Origin of the sequence: Streptomyces sp. NP-1717, from assembly GCF_022695985.1 — a bacterium.
GTDB lineage: Bacteria > Actinomycetota > Actinomycetes > Streptomycetales > Streptomycetaceae > Streptomyces.
In genome coordinates, this window is record NZ_JAAPBF010000008.1 from 1 (window position 1) to 13519 (window position 13519).

10 protein-coding genes are annotated in these 13519 nt (G+C 69.3%); 7 read left to right on the forward strand and 3 right to left on the reverse strand.

Annotated features, from left to right (window positions below; all coding sequences use genetic code 11):
* The 7 genes from GXP76_RS02885 to GXP76_RS02915 all read left to right on the forward strand — a co-directional run.
* On the forward strand, positions 1–738 hold a 738-nt coding region (locus GXP76_RS02885), incomplete at its 5' end, for a GPR1/FUN34/YaaH family transporter (RefSeq protein WP_242569800.1).
* A 50-nt stretch (positions 739–788) separates the two neighbouring features.
* A complete protein-coding gene (locus tag GXP76_RS02890) occupies positions 789–1841 on the forward strand; it encodes a hypothetical protein (RefSeq protein WP_242569801.1) in 1053 nt (350 codons plus the stop codon).
* 98 nt (positions 1842–1939) lie between these two features.
* Positions 1940–3001, forward strand: coding sequence for an acetylserotonin O-methyltransferase (locus GXP76_RS02895; protein ID WP_242569802.1), 1062 nt, complete (start codon positions 1940–1942; stop codon positions 2999–3001).
* Positions 3002–3093: 92 nt separating this feature from the next.
* Positions 3094–4137: a methyltransferase gene (locus tag GXP76_RS02900; RefSeq protein WP_242569803.1), complete on the forward strand. Its 1044-nt coding sequence runs from the start codon at positions 3094–3096 to the stop codon at positions 4135–4137.
* Positions 4138–4221: 84 nt separating this feature from the next.
* Positions 4222–5889, forward strand: coding sequence for an MFS transporter (locus tag GXP76_RS02905; RefSeq protein ID WP_242569804.1), 1668 nt, complete (start codon positions 4222–4224; stop codon positions 5887–5889).
* 659 nt (positions 5890–6548) lie between these two features.
* A complete protein-coding gene (locus GXP76_RS02910; protein WP_242569805.1) occupies positions 6549–7979 on the forward strand; it encodes a BBE domain-containing protein in 1431 nt (476 codons plus the stop codon).
* Positions 7980–8405: 426 nt separating this feature from the next.
* The gene (locus GXP76_RS02915) at positions 8406–9248 is read left to right on the forward strand and encodes a methyltransferase domain-containing protein (protein ID WP_242569806.1); all 843 of its coding nucleotides are present in this window, start codon (positions 8406–8408) and stop codon (positions 9246–9248) included.
* Positions 9249–9323: 75 nt separating this feature from the next.
* Here GXP76_RS02915 and GXP76_RS02920 read toward each other — a convergent pair whose 3' ends face one another.
* The 3 genes from GXP76_RS02920 to GXP76_RS02930 all read right to left on the reverse strand — a co-directional run bounded on the left by GXP76_RS02920 (position 9324) and on the right by GXP76_RS02930 (position 13356).
* Entirely contained in the window at positions 9324–10973 is a 1650-nt protein-coding gene (locus GXP76_RS02920) for an MFS transporter (protein ID WP_242569807.1), read from the reverse strand.
* Positions 10974–11169: 196 nt separating this feature from the next.
* Entirely contained in the window at positions 11170–12105 is a 936-nt protein-coding gene (locus tag GXP76_RS02925) for an SDR family oxidoreductase (RefSeq protein ID WP_242569808.1), read from the reverse strand.
* 144 nt (positions 12106–12249) lie between these two features.
* Positions 12250–13356 (reverse strand): glycoside hydrolase family 43 protein, encoded by a 1107-nt coding sequence (locus tag GXP76_RS02930; RefSeq protein ID WP_242569809.1) that lies wholly within the window; start codon positions 13354–13356, stop codon positions 12250–12252.
* Positions 13357–13519 lie beyond the last annotated feature (163 nt).

The following is a 13519-nucleotide window of genomic DNA, read 5'->3' on the forward strand; positions in this document are numbered from 1 at the left end:
CAGGAGAAAGCGATGAAGCAGGAAAAGACAACGCTCGACGCCCCACCGGCGCCGGTCGCCGCGGCCGCTCCCGCGGCGAGGCCGGCGGCACCCGTGCCGGATCCGTCCACCGGCCCCCGGGCCACCGAGCCGGCCATGCTGGGCTTCGGCGGATTCCTGCTCGGCTCCATCTCGCTCGCCTTCTACCTGAAGGACGTCAGCATCCCGGCCAACTCCCTGGTGGCCTCCCTGCCCATCATGGTGTTCAGCAGCACCATCATGCTGCTGATGGCCTCGGTCTGGGCGATGCGCCTGGGCGACGGGATCTTCGCGGCCGTGTACGGGCTCTTCGGGACCTTCTGGCTGAGCTTCTCCATCCTCAGTCTCGCCCTGAACAACAACTGGATGGGCGAGTTCGAGAACATCGAACAACGCCAGGCCACCGCCAACTTCGTCCTGGTGTGGGCCATCGTGATCATCCTGTTGACGCTGACGACCCTGCGACTCCCGCGGATCTTCACGTTCCTCTTCGTGGTCGTCTCCACGACCCTGCTCGTTCTGTACGGCTCGATCGAGCAGGCCATCGACCAGATGGTCAACAACCCCACCAAGCCCGACGACCCGTGGCTGATCTACGTCGGCATCACGACGATGTTCCTCTTCATCGTGCTCGGCATGTACATCTTCGCCGCCTTCATGCACCAGGCGACCGGCGCCAAGCGCCTTCCCCTGGGCAAGCCGCTGGTCAAGGGCCGCTGAGCACGGACGCACGACTCCCCCCGACGTAACGCGTATGAACAGGAGGCACGATGACCGACTACCTGCCCCACGTCGCCACCGTCCCCTTTCCCATGCCGCGGCCGGAGGATCTGCCCGTCGACGCCCCGGCGATCGCGGCGGCGGTCCCCACCGCCCTCGCGGCGCCGGCCGCCCGGATGTCCGATCCGGCCGGCCGGACCGGGCTCGCCCAGCTGCTGGCCGCCACCGTGGCCGCCCGCGCCGAACTCGGCCCGGTGCCCAGCACCCTCGTCGGCGACGACCCGAAGGAGTCGCGGCCGAATCGGGACAACGACCTGGCGTTCGGCATCGAGCGGCACCACGGTGACCCGCTCGCCCTGTTCGCCGCGGCGCTCCTCAACGCCCAGCACGGCATCGTGGAGATCGCCGAGGAACGGGGGACCGGCCTCGACGAGGCCTCGTGGCACGACCTGCTCGCGGGCTTCGACGTACTGCTGCGCTGGCCGGCCGATCCCACCCGGCTGCCCGCGCCGCTGCCCGCGCCCGAGTGCCCGCGGTCCGGGAAGCCGGAACCCCTCGACGGGCTCCGCCGCTGGGTCCGCGGCCACCATGTGTTCATGGTGCTCGCGCAGGGCGGCACCCTCGCCGTGAACAGCCTGAGGGCGGCGGCCGAGGCGGGCGACGAGGAGACCGCCGCCGCGGCGGCCGGCGTGGCCTCCCGGGTCATGTGGGCGTGCCGGGCCTCACTTCAGTTCGCCGGGGACGCCAGCCCCGACCAGTACCAGGCGGAGATCAGGCCCACCCTGATGCCGCCCGTCGCACCCCCGCAGATGAGCGGGCTGCGATGGCGGGACCACGAGGCCCTGGTCGCCGCGCTCACCGGGTCGAGCGACGCCTGGTCCTGGCTGGCCGAGCGCCGGCCCGGCCCGCTCGAAGACTTCCGGACCGCGCTCGACGCCACGTACGACGCGCACAAAGGCGTGTGCGGACACTTCGTCGGCAGACAGTCGCCGAGCCTGCTCGCGACCAGCCGGTCCCATCGTCCCGCGGTGGGTGTCATCGAGCAGTTCCACCGACTGCGGGCGGGCACCCTTCCCGCCGCTCCACTTCCCGACCACAACTGATCCCCAACGGCAACGGACTTCCTGACCACCACAGGTGTCGCGACCGCACACACCAGTGACCGGCAGAGACCCATCCACATCCGAGAGGCAGGGCACTCATGACCACCGCACCCACCCAGCACGGCGGGCCCATCGAGCTCGACATGGACGGCCTGTCCCGGATTCTCTTCGGGCATGCGGCTTTCCAGTACCTCAACGCGGCCTGTGAACTGGGCCTGCCGGACCTGGTCGCCGAGAAGCAGGAGCTGACCCGGGAAGAGATCCGCGACGCCCTGAGCCTTCAGGACCGCGCCGTCGACATCCTCCTCCTCGGCTGCACCTCGCTGGGCATCCTCGTCAAGCAGGACGGTCTGTACCGACTGGCCGGGGTCGTCAAGGACCTCATGGACGAGGGCGACTGGCAGCGCTTCAAGGACACCGTCGCCTTCGAGCAGTACATCGTGTACGAGGGCCAGCTCGACTTCACCGACTCGCTCCGCGAGAACCGCAACGTCGGTCTGCGCCGGGTCCGCGGCTCCGGCCGTGACCTCTACCACCGGCTCGCCGAGAACCCGCACATGGAGCAGGTGTTCTACCGCTACATGCGGTCCTGGTCCGAGCTGGCCAACAAGCACCTCGTCCAGGAACTCGACCTCTCCGGCCGCAAGCACCTGCTGGACTGCGGCGGCGGCGACGCGGTGAACGCCATCGCGCTCGCCCAGGCCAACCCGGACCTCAAGGTCACCGTCTTCGAGATCCCGGCCTCCGGCACCATAGCCGAGAAGAAGATCGCCCAGGCGGGGGTGAGCGACCAGGTCTCCGTCATCACCGGTGACATGTTCAGCGACGCGCTGCCCACCGGTCCCGACGTGGTGATGTTCGCCCACCAGATGGTCATCTGGACACCGGACGAGAACACCGAACTGCTCCGTCGCGCCTACGAGGTGCTGCCCGAAGGCGGTCAACTGGTCATCTTCAACTCCATGTCCAACGACGAGGGTGACGGCCCGGTCGTCGCCGCGCTCGACAGCGTCTACTTCGCCGCGCTGCCGGCCGAGGGCGGCATGATCTACTCCTGGGCGACGCACGAGCGGTCCCTGCGCGCGGCCGGGTTCAGCACCCTCAAGCGCATCCCCTTCCCGGGCTGGACCCCGCACGGCGTCATCGTCGCCACCAAGTAGTTCCCCGTTCCAGCGGATCCCACCCGGCCGCCCGCGCGGCGGCCGGGCGGGATCCCGTCCCGTCCCACTCCTACGAACAAGGAGGTGACAGCGTGCTCAACCCACAACTCCGGGACGACGCCGCACGGATGCGCATGCTGCTCTACGGCCAACTCGTGTCGAGGGCGGTCTGCACGGCGGTGAAGCTCGGCCTGCCGGAGGCGCTGGCCGGTGGCCCCCGCTCCGCCGAGGACCTCGCCGGAGAGGTGGCCGCCCACCCACTCGCCCTGCGCAGGCTGCTCCGCGCCCTCGTCCCCTTCGACGTCTTCACCGAAGAGACCGACGGCACCTTCCGACTGACCGAGCTCGGCGCCACCCTGCTGCCGGCCACCCCCGGTACGGCACGCCCCACCGCCATGCTGCTCGGCGGCGAAGTCGGCCGCACCTGGGGCGAGTTCGAACACACCGTCCGCACCGGCGACTCGGCGTTCCAGCTGATCCACGACTGCGAACTCTTCGAGCACCTGGAGCGGCGGCCCGAGCGGCGCGAGGTCTTCGACCGTTCCCAGGAGGCCGGGCTGCGCCTGGAACTCGACGAGATCTTCGAGGCCGTCACCTTCGACGGCTACCCGCGGATCGTGGACGTCGGCGGCGGCAACGGCCATCTCATGTGCGAACTGCTGCTGCGCACCCCGGGCAGCACCGGCGTCGTGGTGGACCTGCCCGGTACCGTCGCGCTCGCCGAGAAGCGGATCGTCGAGGGGAACCTCGTCGACCGTTGCACCGCCACCGCGGGAGACTTCTTCAGCTCCGTGACTCCGGGAGCGGACCTCTACATTCTCAGCCACATCCTGCACGACTGGGGTGACGACAGCGCGGTCTCGATCCTCCGTACCTGCGCCGCGGCCATGCCCCCGCACGGGCGGATCATGGTGATCGACCTGCTCACCGACGCCGACTCGCCCGAAGGCGGACGACACCGGCTCCCCGCCCTGATGGACCTCTACATGCTCTCCCTCTTCGGGGCCTCCGGCGGTCGGGAGCGCACCACCGGGGAGTTCACCGCGCTGCTCGCCGCCGCCGGGCTGGAGCCGGCGGAGACCCTGGTGCTGCCCAGCGGCATGGCAGTCATCACGGCCCGTCCGCTCGCCGCCTGAACGACGTGGTCGAAAACCGCTCCCGAGCGGCCGCCGGCCGCTCGGTCGGCGTATCACCCTCCGTCGCTGGATAGGCACTCCGACATGAGTCAAGACGCCACCTTCACCCCGCCCGAGCGTGCCGGAAAACGCGAATGGACAGCCCTCGGCGTCCTCGCCTTACCGGCGCTGCTCATCACCCTCGACAACACGGTGCTGCACCTGGCGGTTCCGCATCTCAGCGCGAGCATCGACCCCAGCGGTCTGCAACTGCTCTGGATCGTCGACATCTACAGCTTCCTCATCGCCGGCCTGCTGATCATCGCGGGCACCCTCGGTGACCGGGTGGGGCGTCGTCGGCTGCTGTTGATCGGGGCGGCGGGCTTCGGATTGGCCTCACTGCTCACGGCGTTCTCCTCCAGCGCGGAGATGCTGATCGTCAGCCGGGCGCTGCTCGGTATCGCCGGGGCGACCCTCATGCCGTCCTCGATGTCGCTGATCCGCAACATGTTCGCCGACCCACGGCAGCGGTCCGTCGCCTTCAGCGTCTGGATCGCCTGCTTCCTGGTGGGCGGGGCGATCGGCCCCATGGTCGGCGGTGCGATGCTGGAACACTTCTGGTGGGGCTCCGTCTTCCTGCTGAGCGTGCCCGCGATGGTGCTGCTGCTGATCGTGGGGCCGGTGCTGCTCCCCGAGTACCGGGATCCGAACCCGGGCAGGATCGACCCCGCGAGCGTGCTGCTGCTGGTGACCTCCCTGCTCTCGACGGTCTACGGACTCAAGGTGCTCGCGGGTGAGGGTGTCGAGCCACTGCCGGTGGTGCTGCTCGTGGCCGGACTCGGGCTGGCCGTGGTCTTCGCCTCGCGCCAGCGACGTATCAGGCATCCCCTGCTGGAGCCCGGACTGTTCCGCGAGCGCACCTTCGCCGTCTCCCTCGGCGCCATGGCCCTCGCCCTGTTCGTGATGTCGGGATCGCAGTTTTTCATCGCGCAGTATCTGCAGATGGTGGTGGGTCTGTCCCCGCTGGAGACGGGTCTGTCCTCGCTGCCCGGGAGCGTCGGCGGCGTGGTCGGGGCCCTGTGCGCCCCGCTGGCGCTGCGGTGGATGCGGTCCGCGTACGTGATGACGGCAGGCCTGTCGATCGCCGTCGTCGGTTTCGCCGTGCTGACCCAGGTCCAGACGGAGAACGGACTGATCCCGGTGATGATCGCCCTGGGGCTGCTCAACTTCGGTGTGGCACCGACCATCGCGCTCGGTACCGACATGATGATCGCGTCCGCACCCCCGGAGAAGGCCGGGGCGGTCTCCGCGATCTCCGAGACGTGTCATGAACTCGGCCTGGGTATGGGCATCGCGATCCTCGGCAGCGTCGGGACCGCCGTGTACCGCGGCGAGGTCTCCGGCACATTGCCCGAAGGGCTGCCCGCCGACGCGGCGTCGCGCGTCCAGGACACGATCGGTTCGGCCGTGTACGAGGCCGGACGGCTGCCCGGTGAGCTGGGCACGGTCGTTCTCGACGCCGCCCGGGCGGCCTTCACCGACGCCCTGTTCTACGTCAGCGTGATCTGTACGGTGGTCACCCTGCTGACCGTGATCACGGTCGCGGTACTGCTGGGTCCGCTGTCCAAGGACGGCGGTCACGGCGGCGGTGAGGGCGATGGCGGTGACGGCACCGCCGGGGGCACCGCTTCCGACGAGCCCTTGGAGACGGCCGACCCGCGCATGGCTGATTACCGCCGACAGGCGGCGGCACCGGAGGACCGGGCGCACTGACCTTCCCGGGGTCTCCCCGGGAAGGTCAACGGCGCCTGTGCGGTCGCCGCCCGAAAGTCGGCCGCATCGACCATCACGACGGTCCGCGCATTGCGGCCTCGGACCGCTCCCGCCCTGCCGGGGACTACGGGACAGCTCTTAGGGTCACAACACCGATGGGTCAAGGGCGAATTCTCGACGATGTGCCGCTCGGTCTCCTTGTCCGGGAATGGAAGTCGGATTCCGCGTAAGCCCTTGCGAATCCCATGGCCACAGCGGGAGTTGCTCTCCCATGCGCATCACCGGAACGCTGAAACAACTCGCGTCCGCGGAGTCAACTTGACCCCAACATTCCACTTACACAGAGAGATCCAATAATCGTTTCATTTCCAACGTCATGCCATAAGCTTCCGATCGGCTGATGCCGGACCAGTCGGCGGATGGCCAAGATCAACTGTGCTCCGTTCCAGTACATGCGAGGAGTCGCGTACATGTCTGAATTGAACCGCCGTGGGTTACTTACTCGTGCCGCACTCGCCGGGGCCGGCCTGGTCGCGGCGGATGCCTTAGTAGGCGCTCGGCCCGCGACCGCGGCGGGGAGGGGGACGACGAGCGGACCATGCACTCCGGCGTTCGACTCCGTCACCATAAAGCCCGGGGACTCCCGCTACGAGAGCTTCGTGCGCGCGCACAACACCCGCTTCACCAACCGCCCCGACCAGGTGACCATCGCGACCACCCCGGCCCATGTCGCCGAGGCGCTCGGCAAGGCCGTCGCGGCCGGCCGGCAGGTCACCGTCCGCTCCGGCGGCCACTGCCTGGAGAACTTCACCACGTGGTCCGGGGTCAAGGACCTCATCGACCTCTCGCAGATGACGGACGTCTACTTCGACGAGCGGCGCAGGGCCTTCGCCGTGGGGCCGGGCGCGATCGTGGCCCCGACGCAGAACACGCTCTTCAAGGGCTGGGGCGTCACCATTCCCTCCGCGGGCTGCTCGGAGGTGGGCCTCGGCGGGCACATACTCGGCGGCGGCTACAACTTCTACTCGCGCATCCACGGCATCGCCGTCGACCACCTCTACGCCGTCGAGGTCGTCGTGGTGGGCGCCGACGGACAGCCCCGCATCGTCGTGGCGACGCGCGAGGCCAACGACCCCAACCGGGACCTGTGGTGGGCGCACACGGGCGGCGGAGGCGGCAACTTCGGCGTGGTCACGCGGTACTGGATGCGTACGCCGGGAGTGGACACCGCCGACCCCACCAAGCTCCTTCCCCGTGGCTCCGATCAGCGGACCCGTACGGTGCAGTGGTCGTGGGACACCCTGTCGCAGCAGTCGTTCACCACACTCATCCGCAACTACTGCCAGTGGTACGAGCGCAACAGCGCCCCCGGGGCGAAGGAGGTCCAGGTATGGGCGTCCTTCTCCGCCTCGCACGTGTCGGCCGGCGTGATCGGCCTGATGGCCGGTGTCTCCAAGTCGGTCGAGGGCGGCGAGGCCATGCTCGACGGGCTGTTCGACGCGGTCACCGCCGGTGCCGGCGTCACGCCCGCGACGGACTCCAGGTCCGAACTGGCGTGGATCGACCGGGACAACTGGTTCTGGGGTCCTCCCGGCCGCCAGAAGGACAAGACCTCGGATCTGAAGAAGAGTTACACCGATGAGCAGATAGCGACGATCTACCGCTATCTCCACGACGACTCCATCAGCAATCCCGGTGCACAGGTGAACCTGGCCGCCCTCGGCGGCAAGATCAACAGCGTGAGCGCCGACGCGACCGCCTATGTGCACCGCGACTCCATCCTGCGCACCTACTTCACCCCCGGTGTGTGGCGGGCGGAGGCGGACGACGCCGCGCACGTGGCCTGGGTGCGCAAGTGCTACCGGGACGTCTACAAGCGGACCGGCGGTGTTCCGGTGCCCGACGCGATCAACGCGGGCGCCTACATCAACTATCCGGACGTCGACCTCGCCGACCCGGAGTGGAACACCTCCAACACGCCGTGGCACGGGCTGTATTACGGCGCGAACTACGCGCGTCTGCAGCGGATCAAGAGGGCCTACGACCCCCGCGAGGTGTTCCGCCACCCGCTGTCGATCCGCCCCAGCTGATCCGGCGTCGACACGGGGCATCCACCGGCCGGTTCACCAACCGGCCGGTGGATGCCCCGTGTTCGTACGCACCGGCAGTCCGCTCCTGTGGGAAGAGATCCGGCACGGGAACGGCGGAGCTGCGCGGCGGACGGCGGAAACGGGCCAGGGTCCTGTGTGCCGGGACTCGGGAAAGCCGGAAAAGTGGCCCCATTCCACCACGCTGACCTGCGCTTCTCATGCGGACCGGCCCGACCGGGGCTGATTCGGACCGCCTTGACACCCCCCACCGGTCATGAGTTTGTTTACGCGTCCTAGCAAGATTTCGACCACCCCGGAGAAAGCTCCCGGCCCCGCTCTCGCACAGTGGCCGCCATGGCCTCTGTCGTGGCCCGGCCGGTCGAGCGACCGGGGCCAAGGGTGTCGCAGACACGACAGGGAGATCGAATGGCTGCCGAGATGTCCGGCGTTGACGATGTCGCGAGTTTCTACGAAGGTCTCGGTCAGGTTCTCAACGCCGCCTGGGGTGAGAACCTGCACTACGGCTACTGGGAGGACGACAGCGACGACAGCGCCGTCGAGGTCGCCACTGCCCGGCTGACCGACCTGCTGGTCACCCTGCTCGATCCCGCGCCCGGCGCGGCGGTCCTCGACATCGGTTGCGGTGTGGGCAAACCGGCGCTCCAGCTCGTCGCGACCAGGGACGTACACGTCACCGGCATCGCCATCAGCGACGTCGAGGTGGAGCAGGCCGCCGAGCGCGCCAAGGAGGCGGGCCGGTCGGACGTGACCACCTTCCGGAACGCCGACGTGATGGAACTGCCCTTCGCCGACGGCTCGTTCGACGGCGCCTGGGCGGTCGAGTCGCTGCTCCACGTGCCGGACCGGGGCCGGGCGCTCGCCGAGACGGCCAGGGTGCTGCGCCCCGGCGGACGGCTGGTGATCGCCGACACCGCCGAGATTCCGCCGTTGGGTCCCGACGGCCGTGCGGTACTCGACGACATCTGCGCCTCCTACGGCGTGAGTTCGTTCGCCACCGCCGCCGAGTACCTCGAACTGCTCACCGCCCACGGGTTCGTCGATGTCGAGGTGCGTGACATCAGCGACAACGTGGTCCGGACAGGGGCGATCATGGCCGACGTCGTCGAGGCCCGGCGCGACGAACTGGCCAAGATCGACGGGCCGGAACCGGTCGACCAGTACATCGGCCTCATGCGCCGCGCGGCGGCCAACCCGAACATCGGGTACCTCGTGGTAGCCGCGACGCTGGGCCCCGCGTCCGGCTCCTGACGCCGGCCTGTTGTGCGTGTACCGCCCGACACCCCCGCGTGACAGGGGTGTCGGGCGGTACGTGGCCGGGCGGCGTCAGTCGGTGGTGCGGCCGCCGGCTTCCTGCAACTCCCCTGACGCCCCGTCGGCCTTGCCGAACTGCTCCGGCTGCCCCGGCCCTTCGGATTCCCCGGCCCCTTCGGACTCCCCGGGCCCGGCGAGCGCGGGAACCTTGCGCAGACCCAGCGTCATGAACGCGGTCAGCAAGGTCAGTACGCCGCAAGCGACGCTCACCAGCACCAGACTGTGCGTGAACGCCTCCCGAGCCACATCCAGGGCCGCCGTGGCCAGACCCTCCGGCAGCCGGGAGATCTCGTCGACCGCGTTGCCGATGCTGTCCTTGATACTCGCGGCCGCCCCCTCGGACAGCCCGGCGGGCAGTTCGCCGGAGACCTGATCGCGGTAGACCGCGCCGCCCACACTGCCGAGCACGGCGATGCCCAGGCCCAGGCCCAGTTCATGAGAGGTGTCCGAGATGGCGGAGACCGCTCCGGCCTTCTCCGGCGGCGCGGAGTTGAGCATCATGTCGGTGCCGAGCACAACGGTGGGACTGACGCCGACGTTCAGCAGCCCCAGCGCGACCATCACCGTGGCCGGCCCGCTGTCGGCACCGGCCTGGGCCAGGACCACGAAACCGGCCCCGGCGACGGCGAGGCCCGCCGTCATCACGTACGACGCGCGCATCCACCGCAGCGCCACCGGGGCGAGCAGCGACCCGGCCACACCACCGAGACTGCCCGGCAGCGACGCCAACCCGGCCTCCAGCGGCGACAGTCCCACCACCATCTGCAAGTACTGCGCGATGAAGAACTGCGAACCCGACATCACGAAGAGGGCGAGCCCCATCGAGCCGAGGGACGCGGAGAAGGTGCGCTCGCGGAACAGAGCCATGTCGATCAGCGGATGGGTGAGCCCGCGCTGGCGCAGGACGAAGAGCACGCCCAGCGCCAGACCGGCCAGGAGGACCAGTGCGGGGACGGCCGCGACGCCTTCGACGGCGAGCTTCTTGAGGCCGTAGACACTGGCGAGCAGGGAGAGCACGAGAAGGCCCATGCTCGCGAAGTCGATGGTGCCCGGCCTGGGGTCGCGGTACTCGGGGAGCAGTACGGGCCCGAGGATCAGCAGGAGCACCATGGCCGGCACGCTCAGCAGGAAGACCGAGCCCCACCAGAAGTGTTCCAGCATCACGCCACCGACGAGCGGGCCGATGGCGCCGCCCACCAGGAAGCACGTTATCCAGACGCTGAGGGCCACGGTCCGCTGCCGCGCGTCGTGGAACAGATTGCGGATCAGCGACATCGAGGAAGGCGTCAATGTCGCCCCGGCTATGCCGAGGAGCGCACGGCTGACGATCAGCATCTCGGCACTGTTGGAGAACGCGGTCAGCAGCGAGGCGACACCGAAGCCCACCGCGCCGATCAGCAGCAGCCGCCGGCGCCCGACCCGGTCGCCCAGCGTCCCCGCGATTATCAGCAGACTGGCTATCAGGAAGCTGTAGATGTCGACGGCCCACAGCAGTTGCAGACCGCTCGGGTTCAGGCTGGCGTTCAGGTGCGGTACGGCGAGGTGCAGCACCGTGTTGTCGAGGGTGATGAGCATGGCCGGCAGGGAGAGGACGCCGAGAGCCGTCCATTCGCGTCTTCCGGCGCGGGCGGGGGAGGGCGCGGTCGATTCTTGTTCAGTCATGGAGGAGAGCCCAGTCGGTGAGAGTGAACGTGCGAAGAGCCGGGCACCGGGTGTGGTCCCGGTGCCCGGCCGAGGGGCCGGTCATCTGGTCGGTGTTCTCGGATCGCGAACCGTTCGCCCGGACCGATGGCCCTCTTCCGGGCCGGGGCGCCGAAGCGCCGGCGCCGTCAGTGCCCCGGCCCGTGGGCGGTGTCCGTCACCGGTAGCCGGAGGCGTCCGCCGGCTTGCCGGTCTCCTCGACCTCGACCAGGTAACGCCAGCAGTCGGGGCGCGAGCCGTCGAGGTCGGTGAAGCCGTACTCCTGCGCGAGTTGCCCGCTGGACACCGACTCGCCGTTCCAGCGCGCGACGTCGGCGTCGCCGGCCAGCGCCGCGACCGCGCGTCCGACGTACGCCGGGCTCTCCGAGATGCAGAAGTGCGGCACCTCGGTCAGCGCGTCGCGCCAGGTGTCCTCGGTGACGCCGAGCGTGTCGAGCATCATCTCCGAACGCATCCAGCCGGGGCTGAGCGCCACCGCCGTCCCGCCGTGCGGCTTCAGCTCGTGGGCGAGCACGAACGCCATGCGCAGCACGCTGTTCTTGACGAGGTCGTAGAAGTACGAGTTGCGGTAGCGCGTCCCGTTGTACGCGGACGTTCCGTCGGTCATCTCGATCACCAGGCCGCCCGGCCGGCGCACGAGCAGCGGCAGTACGAAGTGGCTGGTGATCGCGTGGGTCGCCACGCCCAGCCGCATCAGCCGCAGTCCGTTGTCGAGGTCGTGCTCCCAGACCGGCTTGTCGAACTCGAACAGCCGCTCCCCGCCCCAGACATCGTTGACCAGCACATCGACCCGCCCCTGCTCGGCGTCGATGCGCTCGGCCAGCGCACGGACCTGGTCGGGCTCCAAGTGGTCGGTCGGCACCGCGATGCCGGTTCCGCCCGCGGCCGTGACGAGGTCCGCGGTGTCCTCGATCGTCTCGGCCCGGTTGTACTCCGAGCGCCGTTCCCTCGTCGTACGGCCGGTGACGTAGACCGTCGCACCCGCCGCGCCGAGCTGGACGGCGATGGCGCGCCCGGCTCCCCGCGTCGCACCCGCGACCAGCGCGACCTTTCCGCTCAGGTCCGGTGCCGAAGTGTCGGGATTGAGTGTCATTGCTTTCCTTATCTATCTGCGCGGCCTGGTCCACGTCAGTCGTCGACGCGACCGGTGACACCATGATCGCCCCGAAACCGGACACCTAGTGTCGTACTTTTCATCGTTCTGGGCGGGGTGTCGTACGCGGCTGCGCAACAGCCGTCACTCGAAGAACTTGAGGCCGTATCCGACGTCGGTGGGGGAGCCGGGGACGTTGGCGCGGCGGTAGGTGGTGCTGCCCCACCAGACGGCCGTGCCGCTGTACCAGTAGCGGTTGGACCACGAGTACGGAGTGCCCTTGGCGACCGCGTGGAACAGGGTCGGGAACCGGTTGCCGGACGGCGGGCCGGCGGCGACGTCGCCGCGCGGCAGGACGAACGTGTGGTGGCCGGGACCGTTGACGTTGATCGTGGGGTCCCAGCCGGACATCATGGTCGAGGCGTGCGAGCCGAACTGACAGCCGTTGCTCTTGTACCAGTCCCACACGTACGTCGGATCGCCGCCGGCCCGCAGCCGCAGGTCGGCCACGCAGTACTGGTCGCTCCAGCTGCCGTTCGCGGAGTACACGACGTGCAGCCGCCCGTCGGGGTCGACGATCGGCTGCGGTGCCTCGTTGATGTACGGGTTGCCGACGACCCGTTCCCACGGTTCGCGCGGCTGCGAGATGACGTAACGGCCGCCGGTGGTCGTGGTGGGACCGCTCATCCGGGCGATGTAGAGGTTCTGCTCGACGTTGGTGTCGCCGGACCAGCCGGACCATACGAACCAGCGCTGCCCGCCGAAGGTGAACGGCACCCCGTCGATGGCCCATTTGTCCCCGGGCAGGGCGACCTTGGTGGCGGCGGAGTAGCCGGAGTCCGGGCTGGGCGAGCTGATGTGGTACGTCCGGTGGGCGGCGCCGGTGCCGGCGGCGAAGTAGATGCGGTACTGACCGTCGTGGTGCACGATCTCCGGGGCCCAGACCTCGCCGAGGCCGGCGGTGTCCCGCCACACCTGGTGCTTGGGGGCGGTGGCGACGCCCTCCAGGGTGGACGACGACCGCACGGCGATGCCGCCGTCCACGGACTTGGCGGAGACGTAGAGGTCGCCGACCTTGATGACGCTCGGGTCGGCGCCGCCGACGAGGGGGCGGCCGAGCGTGGACGGCTGGTCGTCCGTCACCCGGGGGACGGCTTCGGTGGGTTCTGCGGTGGTCACGACGTGCCCGAACGCCAGTGTGCTGACGAGTCCGAGCGGAACGATTCCGGCGAGCCATCGGATGGGGGACATCAGGTTCCTCCTGATCATGTCCATGATGGAAAGCGCTCTCGGAGCATCCCCACGTGGCGAACGTCCGTCAAGCGCAACTCCGGGGCACCGCACGCTCGTTGGCCGAGAACCCTCAGTCCCCGCCCCCTGATCCAGCACCCGCGCCGTGGACGACGCCCGGCCC